General features: G+C 60.4%; 18 protein-coding genes. 11 read left to right on the top strand and 7 right to left on the bottom strand.

Annotated elements, in window-relative coordinates; all coding sequences use genetic code 11:
• Positions 1–73: 73 nt before the first annotated feature.
• From purC to VJS46_RS01920, 11 genes are all read left to right on the top strand, one after another.
• Positions 74–853 (top strand): phosphoribosylaminoimidazolesuccinocarboxamide synthase, encoded by a 780-nt coding sequence (gene purC / locus VJS46_RS01970; protein WP_324057665.1) that lies wholly within the window; start codon positions 74–76, stop codon positions 851–853.
• A 168-nt stretch (positions 854–1,021) separates the two neighbouring features.
• The gene (locus VJS46_RS01965; RefSeq protein WP_324057664.1) at positions 1,022–1,654 is read left to right on the top strand and encodes an outer membrane lipoprotein carrier protein LolA; all 633 of its coding nucleotides are present in this window, start codon (positions 1,022–1,024) and stop codon (positions 1,652–1,654) included.
• Between the two features lie 385 nt (positions 1,655–2,039).
• A complete protein-coding gene (locus VJS46_RS01960) occupies positions 2,040–2,834 on the top strand; it encodes an exodeoxyribonuclease III (RefSeq protein ID WP_324057663.1) in 795 nt (264 codons plus the stop codon).
• Positions 2,834–3,895, top strand: a complete 1,062-nt coding sequence (gene ribA, locus VJS46_RS01955) for a GTP cyclohydrolase II (protein ID WP_324057662.1) — start codon at positions 2,834–2,836, stop codon at positions 3,893–3,895. Before VJS46_RS01960 ends, ribA begins: the two co-directional genes overlap by 1 nt.
• Positions 3,892–4,401: a L,D-transpeptidase family protein gene (locus VJS46_RS01950; protein ID WP_324057661.1), complete on the top strand. Its 510-nt coding sequence runs from the start codon at positions 3,892–3,894 to the stop codon at positions 4,399–4,401. The genes ribA and VJS46_RS01950 overlap by 4 nt, the downstream gene beginning before the upstream one ends.
• Positions 4,402–4,480: 79 nt before the next feature.
• Positions 4,481–6,295: a translational GTPase TypA gene (gene typA, locus VJS46_RS01945; protein WP_324057660.1), complete on the top strand. Its 1,815-nt coding sequence runs from the start codon at positions 4,481–4,483 to the stop codon at positions 6,293–6,295.
• Positions 6,296–6,326: 31 nt separating this feature from the next.
• Positions 6,327–6,602: a type II toxin-antitoxin system prevent-host-death family antitoxin gene (locus VJS46_RS01940; RefSeq protein WP_324057659.1), complete on the top strand. Its 276-nt coding sequence runs from the start codon at positions 6,327–6,329 to the stop codon at positions 6,600–6,602.
• Complete coding sequence (locus tag VJS46_RS01935) at positions 6,599–6,865, top strand: Txe/YoeB family addiction module toxin (RefSeq protein WP_324057658.1); 267 nt, start codon at positions 6,599–6,601, stop codon at positions 6,863–6,865. The genes VJS46_RS01940 and VJS46_RS01935 overlap by 4 nt, the downstream gene beginning before the upstream one ends.
• Positions 6,866–6,916: 51 nt before the next feature.
• Positions 6,917–7,201 carry a DUF3297 family protein gene (locus VJS46_RS01930; RefSeq protein ID WP_324057657.1) on the top strand — a complete coding sequence of 95 codons (285 nt, stop codon included), beginning with the start codon at positions 6,917–6,919 and terminating at the stop codon, positions 7,199–7,201.
• Between the two features lie 143 nt (positions 7,202–7,344).
• Positions 7,345–7,542 (top strand): type II toxin-antitoxin system VapB family antitoxin, encoded by a 198-nt coding sequence (locus tag VJS46_RS01925; RefSeq protein WP_324057656.1) that lies wholly within the window; start codon positions 7,345–7,347, stop codon positions 7,540–7,542.
• Positions 7,539–7,910: a type II toxin-antitoxin system VapC family toxin gene (locus VJS46_RS01920; RefSeq protein ID WP_324057655.1), complete on the top strand. Its 372-nt coding sequence runs from the start codon at positions 7,539–7,541 to the stop codon at positions 7,908–7,910. Before VJS46_RS01925 ends, VJS46_RS01920 begins: the two co-directional genes overlap by 4 nt.
• 89 nt (positions 7,911–7,999) lie before the next feature.
• Here VJS46_RS01920 and VJS46_RS01915 read toward each other — a convergent pair whose 3' ends face one another.
• The 7 genes from VJS46_RS01915 to VJS46_RS01885 all read right to left on the bottom strand — a co-directional run bounded on the left by VJS46_RS01915 (position 8,000) and on the right by VJS46_RS01885 (position 14,785).
• On the bottom strand, positions 8,000–8,755 hold the full coding sequence (locus tag VJS46_RS01915) for a hypothetical protein (RefSeq protein ID WP_324057654.1): 756 nt from the start codon (positions 8,753–8,755) through the stop codon (positions 8,000–8,002).
• Between the two features lie 276 nt (positions 8,756–9,031).
• A complete protein-coding gene (locus VJS46_RS01910) occupies positions 9,032–9,976 on the bottom strand; it encodes a Gfo/Idh/MocA family oxidoreductase (protein WP_324057653.1) in 945 nt (314 codons plus the stop codon).
• A gap of 138 nt (positions 9,977–10,114) precedes the next feature.
• The gene (locus VJS46_RS01905; protein WP_324057652.1) at positions 10,115–10,960 is read right to left on the bottom strand and encodes a class III extradiol dioxygenase subunit beta; all 846 of its coding nucleotides are present in this window, start codon (positions 10,958–10,960) and stop codon (positions 10,115–10,117) included.
• 5 nt (positions 10,961–10,965) lie between these two features.
• Positions 10,966–11,370 (bottom strand): protocatechuate 4,5-dioxygenase subunit alpha, encoded by a 405-nt coding sequence (gene ligA, locus VJS46_RS01900; RefSeq protein ID WP_324057651.1) that lies wholly within the window; start codon positions 11,368–11,370, stop codon positions 10,966–10,968.
• Positions 11,367–12,386, bottom strand: coding sequence for an amidohydrolase family protein (locus VJS46_RS01895; protein WP_324057650.1), 1,020 nt, complete (start codon positions 12,384–12,386; stop codon positions 11,367–11,369). Before VJS46_RS01895 ends, ligA begins: the two co-directional genes overlap by 4 nt.
• Entirely contained in the window at positions 12,383–13,267 is an 885-nt protein-coding gene (locus tag VJS46_RS01890; protein WP_324057649.1) for an NAD(P)-dependent oxidoreductase, read from the bottom strand. Before VJS46_RS01890 ends, VJS46_RS01895 begins: the two co-directional genes overlap by 4 nt.
• A gap of 231 nt (positions 13,268–13,498) precedes the next feature.
• Positions 13,499–14,785 carry a LysR family transcriptional regulator gene (locus VJS46_RS01885; RefSeq protein WP_324057648.1) on the bottom strand — a complete coding sequence of 429 codons (1,287 nt, stop codon included), beginning with the start codon at positions 14,783–14,785 and terminating at the stop codon, positions 13,499–13,501.
• Positions 14,786–14,788 lie beyond the last annotated feature (3 nt).

Here is a 14,788-nt window from a genome sequence, read left to right as displayed (position 1 = left end):
TCGCTGATCTGCTTGATTCGCGTTGCCGGGGCGTACTATTTTCATTGCACCCACGAACAGGGGGACCGTTGTCATGGCCCGTCGCCGCCAGATCTACGAAGGCAAAGCCAAAATCCTCTACGAAGGCCCGGAACCCGGCACGCTCATTCAATATTTCAAGGATGACGCCACGGCCTTCAATGCGCAGAAAAAGGGCACCATCAGCGGAAAGGGCGTGCTCAACAACCGCATTTCTGAGCATGTCTTCACCCTTCTGAGCCAGATCGGGGTCCCGACGCATTTCATCCGCCGCCTGAACATGCGCGAGCAGCTTGTGCGCCAGGTCGAGATCGTCCCTATCGAGGTGGTCGTCCGCAATGTCGCCGCCGGATCGCTCTCGCAGCGCCTCGGCATCGAAGAGGGGCAGCAGCTTCCCCGCACGCTCATCGAATATTATTACAAGGACGATGCGCTCGGCGATCCAATGGTAACCGAAGAGCATATCGCCTGCTTCGGCTGGGCGAGCCAGGAGGAGATGCACGACATCGCCGACATGGCGATCCGCGTGAACGATTTCATGTCGGGCATGTTCGCCGCGATCGGCATTCGCCTTGTCGACTTCAAGCTGGAATTCGGCCGGCTTTGGGAAAATGATTTCAGCCGTGTCATTCTTGCCGACGAGATCAGCCCCGACGGTTGCCGCCTGTGGGATATGAACACGGGCGAAAAGCTCGACAAGGACCGCTTCCGCCGCGATCTGGGCGGCGAGGTTGAGGCCTATCAGGAAGTTGCCCGCCGGCTTGGCCTTCTGCCGGAAGGCGCGGAAACGGCAGTGCTGGATCTGGATTCGCATCGGAAAAAGCGGGGCGGCTGAGGGCTCCTTCTTAATTTTGCATCCTAACCCGTCGCCCCTGCGCAGGGGCGACGAAAATCTTCGACACCCCGAAACCTCCCGTCGCTGAACGCCAGCTAGCCAGCCAATTCAGTTGGCATTCAATAGCGCTGCTCCATATATCCGGGCACAGACAACCGGAGAGACAATATGGTCCGATATGCATTTGCCTTGCTTGCAGCGCCGCTGACACTGGCTGGCCTGGCCACGCAATTGGCAAGCGCGCAGCAGCCGGCGGATAGCCTGTCGCAGGTCAATGCCTATATCCGCGCGGTCAAGAGCATGACCGCCGATTTCACCCAAACCGACAGCAACGGCCAAACGGTCACCGGCAAGCTGACGCTGAAGCAGCCGGGCAAGATCCGCTTCCAATATCAGAAGAATGTGCCGCTCCTGATCGTCGGCGATGGCAAGGCGCTCACCATGATCGATTATGAGGTCGCCCAGGTTCAGCGTTGGCCGATCCGCAACTCGCCTTTGGGCGCCTTGCTCGATCCCGACCGCGACCTTTCCAAATATGGTAAGGTCGTGCCTTCCGGCGATCCGCGGATCCTGACGGTCGAAGCGCGCGATCCAAAGCGCCCGGAATATGGCGTCATTACGCTCATCTTTCAGCGCAATCCCACCGCGCCCGCGGGTCTGGAAATGTATGGCTGGGTCGCGCTGGATTCGCAGAACAACCGGACGAGCATCCGCCTGACCAATCACCGCTATGGCGTGCCGGTCCCTGAATCTGCTTTCAAATGGCGCGATCCGCGTCCCAAAGGGCCGCCCAGCCGGTAAGACGAGAAGAATTTGCGGCGAGGGCGCGGATGACGGCCATTGTTCATCTAGCGCTCAGGTCGCTCTTACTAGAAAAGAGGGTGTCGGCGGACGAATGCGGGATTCCCCCCTGTTGCCCGTATCATTACCGCCGCCACACAGCGTGAAAACGCAATAGAGACCCCCGTTCCACGCCCCCGGAGCGGGGGTCTTTCATGTCGCATATGTGCTCCTGCGCAGGCGTCACACTGCTCAGCGGGAACCCACCCCATCACCTTCTTTCACTGCCAGATTGGGAAGCGAATTGCGTCCCCGCTTTCGCGGGGAGGACGAACATGGACAGTTACCGGAAACAGCCCAATCCGAATCCTTGCCCTCCCCAATATTCCCCCCTAGGGGAGTTTCTATGCCTCAAACCATCAAGATCGCGTCCTGGAATATAAACAGCGTCCGTGCCCGCCTCGACATCGTGGAGCGCTTCCTTCAGGAAGAATCCCCTGACATATTGTGCCTTCAGGAAACCAAGGTCATCAACCAGACCTTCCCCGAAGGTCCGTTCCGCCAGCTCGGGTACAATCATCAGATCCTGCATGGCCAACCCATGCATCATGGCGTCGCCATCATCAGCAAGATTCCCATTCGCGAGGACGACCGGCTCGACTGGCAGGCGAATGGCGAAGCCCGCCATGTCGGGGTGCGCCTGGACAATGGCATCCGCCTGGAAAATGTCTATGTCCCCGCTGGCGGCGACATTCCTGACCGGAACGAAAATCCCAAATTCGGCCAGAAGCTCGATTTCCTGGAGAGGATGATCACCTGGTCGGAACAACTCGACAAGCCGACCATATTGGTCGGGGACTTCAATGTCGCACCGCTGGAATGCGACGTCTGGAGTCATAAGCAGCTCCTCAACGTCGTCAGCCACACGCCCATTGAGTGCGAAATGCTGGGCCGCCTTCAAGCGGCGCACGGCTGGATCGATATCGGCCGCAAATTCGTGCCGCCGCCGGGGAGGCTCTATACCTGGTGGAGCTACCGGGCGCGGGACTGGTCGGAGTCCGACCGGGGCCGCCGCCTCGATCATATGTGGGCAAGCCCGGCCATCGCGCACACCGCCATTTCGCATCGCGTGGCCGAACCCTGCCGGGGATGGAACCGGCCCTCCGACCATGTGCCGCTCATCACGGAATTTCAGTTCTGATGAATGCGCGCGCGGCCGCCCGCGCCATTGACGCGCTGCACCGGGGATGGCCGGTGACCGTCATGGCGGGCGGCAGCGGCTATGCGCTGCTTGCCGTGGAAAGCGCCAGCGATCAGGCGCTGGCCGAATTCGACCCCGGCGGGCGGGCTGACATATTGATTTCCGCCTCGCGTGCCGAAACACTGAAGCTCACCAACCAGTTCGCCGCTGCCGAACCCGATCGCGGGGTGCTGCTGGAGCGCGCGCCCTGGATCGATCTACCACTCGCCTTTGCCATTGCCGATCCGGTGCAGGATCTGAACTCGCCCCTCAAGGGCCCCTTCCGGGCCAAGCCGCTGATAGCCCCCGAAGCGGCTGCAGCAGCGCTCAGAATTGCTCGCCTCGCAGGCATTCTGCCGGCCTTTTTCCTGCTCGAAGGCGATGTGCCCACCGAAGTGACGGCGGACGCCGCCGATGTGGAGGCCTATGACGATGCAGCCCGACTTGCGATCGCGACGCGGGCGAGGCTTCCCGTTGCGGCAAGTGAAATGGCGGAGATCGTCGCTTTCCGCAGTCCCGAAGAGCCGCAGGAGCATATCGCCCTCATCATCGGCAAGCGGGACGCCAGCACGCCGGTCGTTCGCCTGCATAGCGAATGCCTGACCGGCGACGTGCTCGGCTCGCTGAAATGCGATTGCGGGCCGCAACTGCATCAGGCCCTGCACCAGATCGCGGACGCCAAATGGGGCGTTCTGCTCTATTTGCGGCAGGAGGGACGAGGCATCGGCCTTGTCAACAAGCTGCGCGCCTATGCGTTGCAGGACCAGGGCTTCGACACCGTCGACGCGAATGTGCGCCTCGGCTTTGCCATAGATGCGCGGGACTTTTCGGTCGCGGCCCGAATGCTTCATCTTCTGGGCATCGACAAGGTCAACCTGCTCACCAATAATCCGCTAAAGGTCGAAGGTCTGGAGAAGGCCGGCATCAAGGTCGCCAAGCGCCTGCCGCTCGCCATAAAGGCCAATCCGCACAATGCGCATTACCTGACCACCAAGCGCGACCGGACGGGGCATAAATTGTGAGTCTGATTTCCGTCGATGCTGGCGCAAGGCGCCTGACCTTCGGGGATATCGATATTCCCTGCGCCATTGGCCGCTCCGGTAGTTGTCCGGCGAACACGAAGCGCGAAGGCGACGGCTGCACCCCTCTTGGCCTCTGGCCAGTGCGCGGAGCACTTTTGCGGCCGGGACGGGTGAGGCTGGACCAGCCGCTTTCCGTCCCCTGGCGCTGGACCCGGTCCAATGACGGCTGGTCAGACGACATACGCGATCCCACCTATAACCGCCCCGTCCGCCTTCCCTGGCCATGGTCTGCCGAAACGCTGCAGCGGAGGGATCAGGCCTATGACATCATCGTGGTGCTTGGCCATAATGACGCGCCGCCTGTTCCGGGGGCCGGCAGCGCCATTTTCTTCCACATCTGGGTCGATGCCCATCCCACGGAGGGCTGCGTCGCTATTGCGCCGGAGGAGATGCGGCGGATATTGCCCCTGTTGACCCCTGAGACGGTCATGGAGATTGCCGGCTGATCCAGGGCCCCTTGCTGCATTGCCACAAAAAGGCTATGGGCGCGCCCTGTATTCTCTCTCACATGGCAGTTTTTTCCGCATGAGCCTTCGTAATGTGGCCATCATCGCGCACGTCGATCATGGCAAGACCACTCTGGTTGACCAGCTTTTCCGCCAGTCCGGCACCTTCCGGGACAACCAGCGCGTGGAAGAGCGCGCCATGGACTCCAACGATCTGGAAAAGGAACGTGGAATCACGATTCTGGCGAAGTGCACCAGCGTCGAATGGAACGGCACGCGCATCAACATCGTCGATACCCCCGGCCACGCCGATTTCGGCGGCGAAGTGGAGCGCATCCTCTCCATGGTCGACGGTGTCATCCTGCTGGTCGACAGCTCCGAAGGCGCCATGCCGCAGACGAAGTTCGTAACCGGCAAGGCGCTGGCGCTTGGCCTGAAACCCATCGTCGTCGTCAACAAGATCGACCGCCCCGATGGCCGCGCCGAAGAGGTGCTGGACGAGGTGTTCGACCTGTTCGTGTCGCTGGAAGCCAATGACGAGCAGCTCGATTTCCCGACGCTCTACGCTTCGGGCCGCGCGGGCTATGCGGGACTGACGCCGGACGTACGCGAGGGCGACCTTTCGGTCCTTTTCGAGACGATCCTCTCCCACGTCCCTGCGCCCAAGGTGGATGTGGACGCGCCCTTCAGCTTCCTCGCGACGCTGCTCGACCGCGACAATTTCCTTGGCCGTATCCTGACGGGCCGCGTGCAGACCGGCACGCTCAACATGAACCAGCCCATCCACGCGCTCGACCGCGACGGCAAGGTGGTGGAAACGGGCCGCGCGACCAAGATCATGGCCTTCCGCGGCCTTGAGCGCATTCCGGTGGAAAGCGCCAAGGCGGGCGACATCATCAGCCTTGCTGGCCTTACCACTGCGACGGTGGCGAACACCATTGCCGACCCGCAGGTGACCGAGCCGATCTACGCCCAGCCCATCGATCCGCCGACATTGTCGATGCGCTTTGCCGTCAATGACAGCCCCATGGCGGGCCGCGAGGGCGACAAGGTGACAAGCCGCATGATCCGCGACCGCCTGTTCCGCGAGGCAGAATCGAACGTCGCCATTCGCGTCACCGAAAGCGACGACAAGGACAGCTTCGAAGTCGCCGGGCGCGGCGAATTGCAGCTTGGCGTGCTTATCGAGACCATGCGCCGCGAGGGTTTCGAGCTTGGCATTTCCCGGCCCCGCGTGCTGTTCCGCGACGGCGAGAATGGCCGCGAAGAGCCCTATGAAACCTGCGTTATCGACGTGGATGATGAATATTCGGGCACGGTCGTCGAAAAGATGCAGATCCGTAAGGCTGAACTGACGGACATGCGTCCTTCCGGCGGCGGCAAGACGCGCATCACCTTCTCCGCGCCCTCGCGCGGCCTTATCGGCTATCATGGCGAATTCCTGTCCGACACGCGCGGCACCGGCATCATGAACCGGCTGTTCGAGAAATACGGCCCGTACAAGGGCACGATCGAAGGCCGGCCCAATGGCGTCCTCATCTCCAACGGCACCGGCGAGGCGGTTGGCTATGCGCTCAATGCCCTGGAAGACCGCGGCATCCTCTTCGTCTCGCCCGGCGAGCCGATCTATGAGGGCATGGTCATCGGCGAGAACGCGAAGCCGGAAGACCTTGAGGTCAATCCGATGAAGTCCAAGCAGCTCACCAACTTCCGCGCGAGCGGCAAGGACGACGCCATCCGCCTGACTCCGCCCCGGCGCATGACGCTGGAGCAGGCCATCGCCTATATCGACGAGGACGAAATGGTCGAGGTGACGCCCAAGTCCATCCGCCTGCGCAAGCGCTACCTCGATCCGCATGAGCGGAAGAAGGCGAACCGGGCAAAGGCCGCTTGATATGCGATCATATGTACATTAATTTGTACATATGATTCACGTCAGCTTTTCCGAACTCCGCAAAAGGCTCGCCCATTTCATGGATCGGGCGACGCAGGACCATGATTTCGTACTTGTCACCCGGCAAGGCGCTGAGCCATGCGTCCTCCTCGCGCAGAGCGAATATGAGAGCATGACCGAGACCCTGCACCTTATGTCCAGCCCCGCCAATGCACGGCGGTTGAATGAGGCGATTGCCGATGCTGAAGCAGGCAGGGGTGTCGAGATGGTCTGGGACGAGCAGGCTGAAGCCTTCAAGCGTCCGTGAAAATCATTTTCCTGCCGCAGGCATGGGCGGATTATCTCCACTGGCAGGAAACAGACCGCAAGGTGCTGGAACGGCTTAACGCCCTCATACAGGAAACCGCCCATTCACCGTTCAAGGGCATTGGCAAACCGGAGCCGCTGCGCGGAAACCTGACGGGCTGGTGGTCACGGCGGATCACAGGCGAGCATCGGCTCGTTTACCGCTGCGCCGGTGCGGCAGAAGAACAGCGGCTGGAAATCGCCCAATGCCGCTACCATTATTGAAGCAGACATTTCCGCTGGAATTAGAGCCTGAATTGAGGCAATGGCGCGGCCATGACCGACGCAGCGAACAATCCCGGCGACACACCGCCAGACCGCCTCTCCACCAATCCGCGCAGCCCCCATTTCGACATGGAGAAGCTGCAACGCGGCATTGGCATCCGTTTCAAGGACCGGGTGCGCAATGATGTCGAGGAATATTGCATTTCCGAAGGCTGGATCCGCGTCGCCGCGGGCAAGACCAAGGATCGCAACGGCCAGCCGCTGACGATCAAGCTGAGCGGTCCGGTCGAGGCCTGGTATGAGCGGGCCGCTGAAGGCGAGAGCGGCGAAGAATAACACCCTCCCCCTTCCTATTGAAAAGGCAAAAATCACGCCAAGGAACAGGCCGCGTGCCTGCTCCTGCCACGGCCTGAAACATCATATAGCCACTGGAAATCGCATCATCTGATGTTATATTGCATGCCTCAAGGAGTAGGTTTATGCGTACTACGGTTGCGTTAGATGATGAGCTGGTCGCCAAGGCGCAGGCTTTCACGGGCTTGGCCGAAAAATCGTCGCTCATTCGTGAAGCGCTTAAGGCCCTGATAGAGAGGGAGAGTGCAGCCCGCCTGGCCCGTCTTGGTGGCACTGAGCCTCAGGGTGAAGCCCCACCCCGCCGACGTCCCGAGCCTGCGTGATCCTGGTCGACACTTCTGTCTGGATCGATCATTTTCGACATGACGATCCGACCCTTTCCCAATTGCTCGACCGGCGGCAGGTTCTTGCCCATCCCTTCGTAATTGGGGAGTTGGCATTGGGCAGCCTTCGGCAGAGAGACATCATTCTCGAGGCGCTTCGTGGATTGCCCTCGGCTCTCGTCGCCCGCGATGAAGAAGTTCATTCCTTCATAGAGGATCATAGGCTGTTCGGAAGTGGCATTGGCTACATCGATGCGCATCTGCTGGCAGGGACGCTGCTCACACCTGGCGCGCAATTCTGGACGCGTGACAAGCGCTTGCGAAATGCTGCCCAGCATCTCAGCTTGGATGCTAATTTGGATCACTAGTCTGAACCAGATGAAAGGCCAGGAATCGGCTTCCAGTTGCGTAAGCCGTCCATCCGTAAGCGACCAATATCGGAATCATCGACCCGGCTTCAATCGTTCACAAAGCTGCCATCAACCCTCCGGGCCGTAAAACCGATGGGATTGCATATTGCTTTTCGGCGGTAAAAAAAGGTTACGAATCCAGAGTAGATTGACCAGATCGTCAAAAAGATAGAAAAATTTAGATTCATCTTCTTTGAATGCGGTATCTGATCTCGAATGTGCGACGCGATCTGGCTATGCTCGACGATTATGACATCTCCCGATCTCATTTCATAGAAATGCGCTACGCTATTCGAAATTTTGAACGGTTTACTATGATATACTGTAACTGCTCTCCCTAGATACGGCTTCTCGTGAGGGTATAAGCACCAGTTGTCTGGACCTTTGCCATGTTTGTCAGCGCATATTATCTTCAAAGATTTGCCGTCATCCTTAATTATATAGCGATTGCCTCCGGCCCCTTTTTTCAAAAGGCCTGAGGTAACATATAAATCGCTTAAAGCGGGCACAGGCTTTGGATCACCACCAAGTAGAAGAGGTCCCCATGAAACAAGAGCCATTACCGCGATGAGCGCAGCACCATATGACTCGGCCTGCCAATCATTCTTGGCATTGTCAGAAGTTATCTTAACAAAGAATAGAAGTATGAACCCTGCACCATGAAAGGCGGCCGCTAGCCATATATCTGCGCTGAAAAATGCCAATAACACGAGCAAGCCGACGGTAGTGTAGCATGCCAAATTAAAAGGCATCTTGAGAGATCGCATAAACCCCCTGAATAGTAAGCTGACTTCTGGTGCCATAGCGGCGGCAACGAGTGCAAGTTATCGACGGACGGGTAGGTCCGCTTTCTCCCCAAAACGTCCGGAAGCTGAATGTCCGCCTTCCACCAAATCAGACATTAAAACCATGGCCCGGGAGTTGCATCTCCCGGGCCTTCCTGTTCGCGAGGTCGCGTGGCTTGATCCCTCGTAATTCCGGCGCAGGCGGGAATCTTGTCGCCTGCGGACTACCGGAAGGAAAGCGGGGTCCCCGCCTGCGCGGGGACGACGGAGGGGCAATGTGATTTATATGCGGCCCTAGTTGCCTTCCAACTGCCGCTCCAGATCGTGCAGCACCTTGTAGCAGGGCAGCACCTGCGCGACGGAACTGTTGGGTTCGCGGCCTTCGCGGATGGCGGCGATAAATTCGCGGTCCTGGAGCTCGATGCCGTTCATCGAGACATCCACATTGGACACGTCGATAATCTCCTCCTTGCCGGTCACCAGATCGTCATAGCGGGCGATATAGGTGCCATTGTCGCAAATATAGCGGAAGAAGGTGCCGAGCGGCCCGTCATTGTTGAAGGAGAGCGACAGGGTGCAGATCGCGCCGCTTTCGCTCTTGAGCTGGATCGACATGTCCATCGCAATACCGAGTTCGGGGTGATAGGGCCCCTGCACTGCGTTCGCCTGCACGACGGGACCCGCCTGATAGGCAAAGAGATCCACGGTGTGCGCGGCGTGGTGCCAGAGGAGGTGGTCAGTCCAGCTCCTGGGTTCGCCCTTGGCGTTCATATTCTTGCGACGGAAGAAATAGGTTTGAACGTCCATCTGCTGGACGTTGAGCTCGCCCGCCCTGATCTTGTTGTGAACATATTGGTGGCTTGGGTTGAAACGGCGGGTGTGGCCTACCATGCAGACAAGGCCGGTTTCCTTCTGCTTGTCCATGACCGCCTGCGCTTCGGCCCAGCTATCGGCCAGCGGGATTTCGACCTGAACGTGCTTGCCCGCATTCATGCAGGCGATCGCCTGGCTGGCGTGCATCTGCGTCGGCGTGCAAAGGATGACGGCGTCGACATCGTCGCGGGCCAACGCATCCTCCAATTCCGTGGAACTGTGCTTCGCGCCATATTTTTCGGCGACCGCGGCGGCCTGCTCCGCGCGGCGGCTGATGACCGAGACGATTTCGACGCCGTCGATGTTCTTGAGGCCGTCAAGGTGCTTTTCACCAAAGGCGCCGGCTCCGGCGAGGGCTATTCTCATGAATTTCTCCTTCTTCTCCCTCTCGCCTTCAGGGGAGAGGGCGGGGGAGAGGGGCTGTGCCTTCTCCTCCCGTGCATTTTGCAAATAGAGGGCTGATCCCCTCTCCCAACCCCTCCCCTGAAGGAGAGGGGCTTTGGTCTATTCCACCGGCTCCAGCACCATGTGCCCAACGGCGGTGTTGCTGGCGGGCACATGATAATGGCGGTGCAGGCATCTGGTGGTCTTGCCCAGCGCGCCGCGCATGATGAGCCACATCACCATTTCGATGCCTTCGCTTCCCGTTTCCCGCAGATATTCGATATGCGGAATGTAACGGAGCTTGTCCGTGTCTCCGACCAGCCCATCCAGGAACATATTGTCCCATTCCTTGTTGATGAGGCCCGCGCGCGCGCCCTGCAACTGATGGCTCATGCCGCCCGTCCCCCAGATCTGGACATTGAGGTCCTCGGGAAAGCTTTCGACGGCCTTCTTGATCCCCTCCCCCAGCGCCCAGCAGCGATTGCCGGACGGCGGCGGGTAAGTGACGACATTGACGGCAAGCGGAATGACGCGGCAAGGCCATTGCTCGGCATCGCCGAATATCAATGACAGCGGGACGGTCAGGCCATGGTCAACATCCATTTCGTTGATGACGGTCATGTCGAACTCATCAAGGATCAGGCTCTGGGCAATGTGCCAGGCAAGGTCGGCATGCCCCTTCACCACAGGCACCGGGCGCGGGCCCCAGCCTTCGTCGGCGGGCTTATATTCCTCGCCGCAGCCGATGGCGAAGGTCGGGATGATCTTCATATCGAACGCGGAGGCATGATCATTATAGACGAGGATCACCACGTCGGGCTTGGCCTGTTCGGCCTCCCACTTCTTCGTCCATTCATAGCCGGCGAAGGCGGGTTTCCAGTAATCTTCCTGCGTCTTGCCCAGGTCCATGGCCGCGCCAAGCGCGGGAATGTGGCTGGTGGCGACGCCTGCGGTTATTCGTGCCATGCTGTTCAGCGCCCTTCCTTGATCGAGCGGAGCCCTTTGGGCGACCTGCCGCCTGCGACCATCATTGCCTGATATTCCTCGACGCTCATGCCGGTCATCGTGCTGACCGCCTGCAGGAAGCTGAGGCCATCGGTCGAAAAGACTTTCGAGAGAAAATAGATATTGCCGCCCAGATCGAGCATTCGGTTATAGTCCCGGTCGAGAACCGCCTGTTTCTGTTCCTCGGACATCGGCCATTCGTCGATATAGGCCCGCTCATCCGCCTTCCAACGATCGCGATTCTCGGCCTTCATCAGGCTCATGGCGAACTGGTTCATCCAATAGCCCTGGCGCGCACGGGCGGCCGTATAGACGCGGGTGCCAGGGATGTCGTCGAACTCCTTGAGATATTCGTGGATGTCCCGTTTCACAGGCCCCTCTCCTTCAAGATCGTGTCGAGCCTGGGGAAGACCCGGCGGGCATTGCCCTCAAAAATGGCCTGGCGCTCGGCGTCGGGGATGTCGAGCGCGTCTACATAGCGCTTGGTGTCATCGAAATAATGGCCGGTCATGGGGTCAATGCCCCGCACCGCGCCCACCATTTCGGAGCCGAAAAGGATATTCTTGTTGTCGATCACATCGGCGAGCAGGTCGACACCCGGCTGATGATAAACGCAGGTGTCGAAGAAGACATTGTTCATGACATGGCTTTGCAGGTCCGGCTTCTTGAGCATGTCGGCAAGGCCCCGGTAACGGCCCCAATGATAGGGGACCGCGCCGCCGCCATGCGGAATGATGAAGCGAAGCGTGGGGAAATCCTTGAACAGATCGCCTTCGATCAACTGCATGAAGGCTATGGTATCGGCCGCGATATAAAAGGCGCCCGTTGCATGGAGGCCGGGATTGCAGCTTCCCGAGACGTGGATCATCGCTGGAACGTCCAACTCCACCATCTTCTCATAAAAGGGATACCAATAGCGATCGGTGAGCGGCGGATGCTTGAAATGGCCGCCGCCCGGATCGGGATTGAGGTTGCAGCCGATGAAGCCAAGTTCGTTGACGCAGCGCTCCAGCTCCGCGATCGAGCCTTCAAGGTCAGCAGCGGGAGACTGCGGCAGCATGCAGACGCCTGCGAAAGTTTCGGGGAAGAGCTTGACGACGCGGGCGATAAGGTCGTTGCAGCGGCGCGCCCATTCGATGCTGACCGCTTCGTCACCCACATGATGCGCCATGGCGGAGGCGCGGGGCGAGAAGATGGTCATGTCCGCGCCGCGCTCCCGGATCAGGCGGAGCTGGTTCTTCTCGATTGTCTCGCGGATCTCGTCATCGGAGATTTCTGGATAGGGGGGTGGCGTTTCGCCAGCCTTGAACGCGGCCTTCTGCGCCTCCCGCCACTGGTTATGCGGCTCAGGGGCGGTAGTGTAATGGCCGTGGCAATCGATGATCATTCGCTCGCTATCCTCTGTAAGATAAGGTCGATCTTCTGGTCCAGACCGCAGGGGGGCTCATTGATGTGCATCAAGCCAATGGCGCGCTGCCGCTTGACTGTCCCGGATGTCAGTGTTGCGCCGGTGCCGAGCGCTTCAAGCGTCTTCACCACTTCCTCCATCTCCGCCGCCCGGCGCAGGCCGTGGATCATCATGCGGTCGAGATTATAATCGGCCTTCTCGCCCCAGTCGGTGCCAGGCCAGTTGGCGTTCAGCGAGGCGATCACCTCATCATAAACCCCGGCGCGGCGGGCGGCCAGCACACATTCTGTGGTGAGCGCCTCAAGGCCCTTTACCATGACCGAGCGGATCATCTTGATGGCGGAGGCGCTGCCGACGTCTCCCTCCACGACGCGAAGCTTGCCAAAACCGCAAGCCTTCAGCAACGCGAGCGCTTCCGGCGCGCTGGAACCTGAAAGCAGCAGCGGAACATTGTTGAGCGCCGGGCGGACCGGCGACATGACCGCCACATCCACATAATGGCCGCCCGCTGCCTCAATGAGCGCCGCATTGGCGCGCTTGGTGTCGGGCGCGATACTGTTCATGTCGCAGAAAACCGTCCCGGGAGCAATGCACTCCGCAGCGGCGTGTGCGGCCCTGGGCGCTTCATCGGCGGTGACGAGGCTGAGGATCAGGCGCGCGCCGTCCAGAGCCTCGGCCAAGCTGTCACACCCGCGGACATTGTAAGCGGTATAGTCGAAAAGCTTGGCCGGGCGCGTGCAGGGGTCGTCCGTCTTGATGTCATAAGCCCTGGCGCGCAGAGCGCCGGCACAGCCCTCTGCAAAGGCCTGCCCAGCCTCGCCGAAGCCTATAAATGCTATGGTGCCATCCGCATGTGTCATATGCTGGAATTATCCACCCGCCGCAGGAACCGCTAATCCGAAGCGCAAGGGGGTCATAAGATTTTCGGAAGAGAGCTGCCCCATCCATGAAACACTCTCCCTTGAAAAGACATCTGCATAAGCAGCCTTCCTTTTTTCCGTCGTCCCTGAGCAGGCAGGGACGAGGGCGGGAGCAGCCACTTATGCAAAGGCCTCCTTGAGGGAGAGGGGGCAACTCGGCACGACCTGGACCTATCGCATCCCTTCCACCTGGAGCAGGAATTCCTGCTGGAGCCCTGTGGGCTGCCAGCCCGCCCTGACGGTGATGCCGATGGGACGGCTGGTGCCGGGAAGGGGCTCGCCAATGGTGGTGATGAGGCCGCTTTCGACATCGCGGGCGATCTGGTCGGGGCTGAGCAGCGTCAGATAATCCCCCTCGAGCAGCAGCGAGCGAATGGCCAGAACGGAACCGCAGGTGACAGGCGCCGCGGGCGGCTCCACGCCGGCGCTGGTGAACATCTTTTCCCACAGGCGGCGCATCGGCGTTCCGCCCCGGGCGATGACCCAGGGATAGCGGGCAAGCTCCTCCGCCGAGGGAACATTGCTCCCCGCCAGCGGGTGGCGGGCGCGCCCGGCAATGACCAGATGATCGTCGAACAGGCGCCGCTGCTCCACATCCTTGCCGGGCTCAGGATAACGCAAGGCGCCGATCAGGAAATCAAGATCGCCGTCGCGAAGCTGCTCCATCAATTCGGCGTGCGGGCCATCCACGATGTCGATCCGCACCTCTGGATGCGCGGCATGGAAGCGCGCGACGGCCTGGGGAATGAGCTTCGCCCTGGCAAGCGGCATGGCCCCCACCGCAATCCGTCCGGTAGCGGCCCCCGCGAGTGCAGCGATCTCGAAGAGACCCGCCTGCAATTCCGTCCGGGCAAGGCGGAACGCGCGGACCACGATACGGCCCGCCTTGGTGATCGCCACGCCCCTGCCCCGCCGCACGAAAAGCGTCAGGCCGCTGGCGGTCTCCAGCTCACGGACTGCCCGGTGGAGCGACGGTTGCGAAAGGCCTGTAGCGGCACTGGCGCTGATATAGCTGCCCGCGTCGGCAAGAGCGATGAGAGCGCGAAGCTGCGCCATGGTCACCAGCCGGTCGGCTTCGGCAAAGCCCCCCAGGGCCGAGCCGCCCCGTGCCGCACGGAAGCCCGCCGCAAGGCTGGCCAGCGCCTTATCCACCCGCGCGCACAAAACCGCGCCGGCCGGGGTTGGCGTCATGCCATCTGTTCGCCGTTCGAACAAAGGACGGCCCAGTTGCTGCTCCAGCCGGGCCATTCCCTGAGTCACTGCAGGCTGCGAGAGACTGATGGCCTGGGCAGCCGCACTGACGCTGCCCAGACGGCATATAGCGGCCATCGCCCTTAGATGGCGGACATTCAGACTCCAAAGCTGCATCATGGGCTTATAGCAAAAACTTATGGCCGTGCCGATATTCGAAATTGCCTTGGCGGGCCCCGAAGGCCACTGTGCAAGCAATTGTTCCAATCA

It is taken from the genome of Rhizorhapis sp. (assembly GCF_035276005.1).
Lineage (GTDB): Bacteria > Pseudomonadota > Alphaproteobacteria > Sphingomonadales > Sphingomonadaceae > Rhizorhapis.
The sequence above is the reverse complement of the archived record's forward strand: the minus strand, read 5'-3'. Positions and strand labels throughout refer to the sequence as shown.

Coding starts and splice junctions, on each gene's coding strand:
- purC (WP_324057665.1), top strand. CDS start 74: ATGGCCCGTCGCCGCCAGATCTACGAAGGCAAAGCCAAAATCCTCTAC.
- VJS46_RS01965 (WP_324057664.1), top strand. CDS start 1,022: ATGGTCCGATATGCATTTGCCTTGCTTGCAGCGCCGCTGACACTGGCT.
- VJS46_RS01960 (WP_324057663.1), top strand. CDS start 2,040: ATGCCTCAAACCATCAAGATCGCGTCCTGGAATATAAACAGCGTCCGT.
- ribA (WP_324057662.1), top strand. CDS start 2,834: ATGAATGCGCGCGCGGCCGCCCGCGCCATTGACGCGCTGCACCGGGGA.
- typA (WP_324057660.1), top strand. CDS start 4,481: ATGAGCCTTCGTAATGTGGCCATCATCGCGCACGTCGATCATGGCAAG.
- VJS46_RS01940 (WP_324057659.1), top strand. CDS start 6,327: ATGATTCACGTCAGCTTTTCCGAACTCCGCAAAAGGCTCGCCCATTTC.
- VJS46_RS01930 (WP_324057657.1), top strand. CDS start 6,917: ATGACCGACGCAGCGAACAATCCCGGCGACACACCGCCAGACCGCCTC.
- VJS46_RS01925 (WP_324057656.1), top strand. CDS start 7,345: ATGCGTACTACGGTTGCGTTAGATGATGAGCTGGTCGCCAAGGCGCAG.
- VJS46_RS01915 (WP_324057654.1), bottom strand. CDS start 8,755: ATGGCACCAGAAGTCAGCTTACTATTCAGGGGGTTTATGCGATCTCTC.
- VJS46_RS01910 (WP_324057653.1), bottom strand. CDS start 9,976: ATGAGAATAGCCCTCGCCGGAGCCGGCGCCTTTGGTGAAAAGCACCTT.
- VJS46_RS01905 (WP_324057652.1), bottom strand. CDS start 10,960: ATGGCACGAATAACCGCAGGCGTCGCCACCAGCCACATTCCCGCGCTT.
- VJS46_RS01895 (WP_324057650.1), bottom strand. CDS start 12,386: ATGATCATCGATTGCCACGGCCATTACACTACCGCCCCTGAGCCGCAT.
- VJS46_RS01890 (WP_324057649.1), bottom strand. CDS start 13,267: ATGACACATGCGGATGGCACCATAGCATTTATAGGCTTCGGCGAGGCT.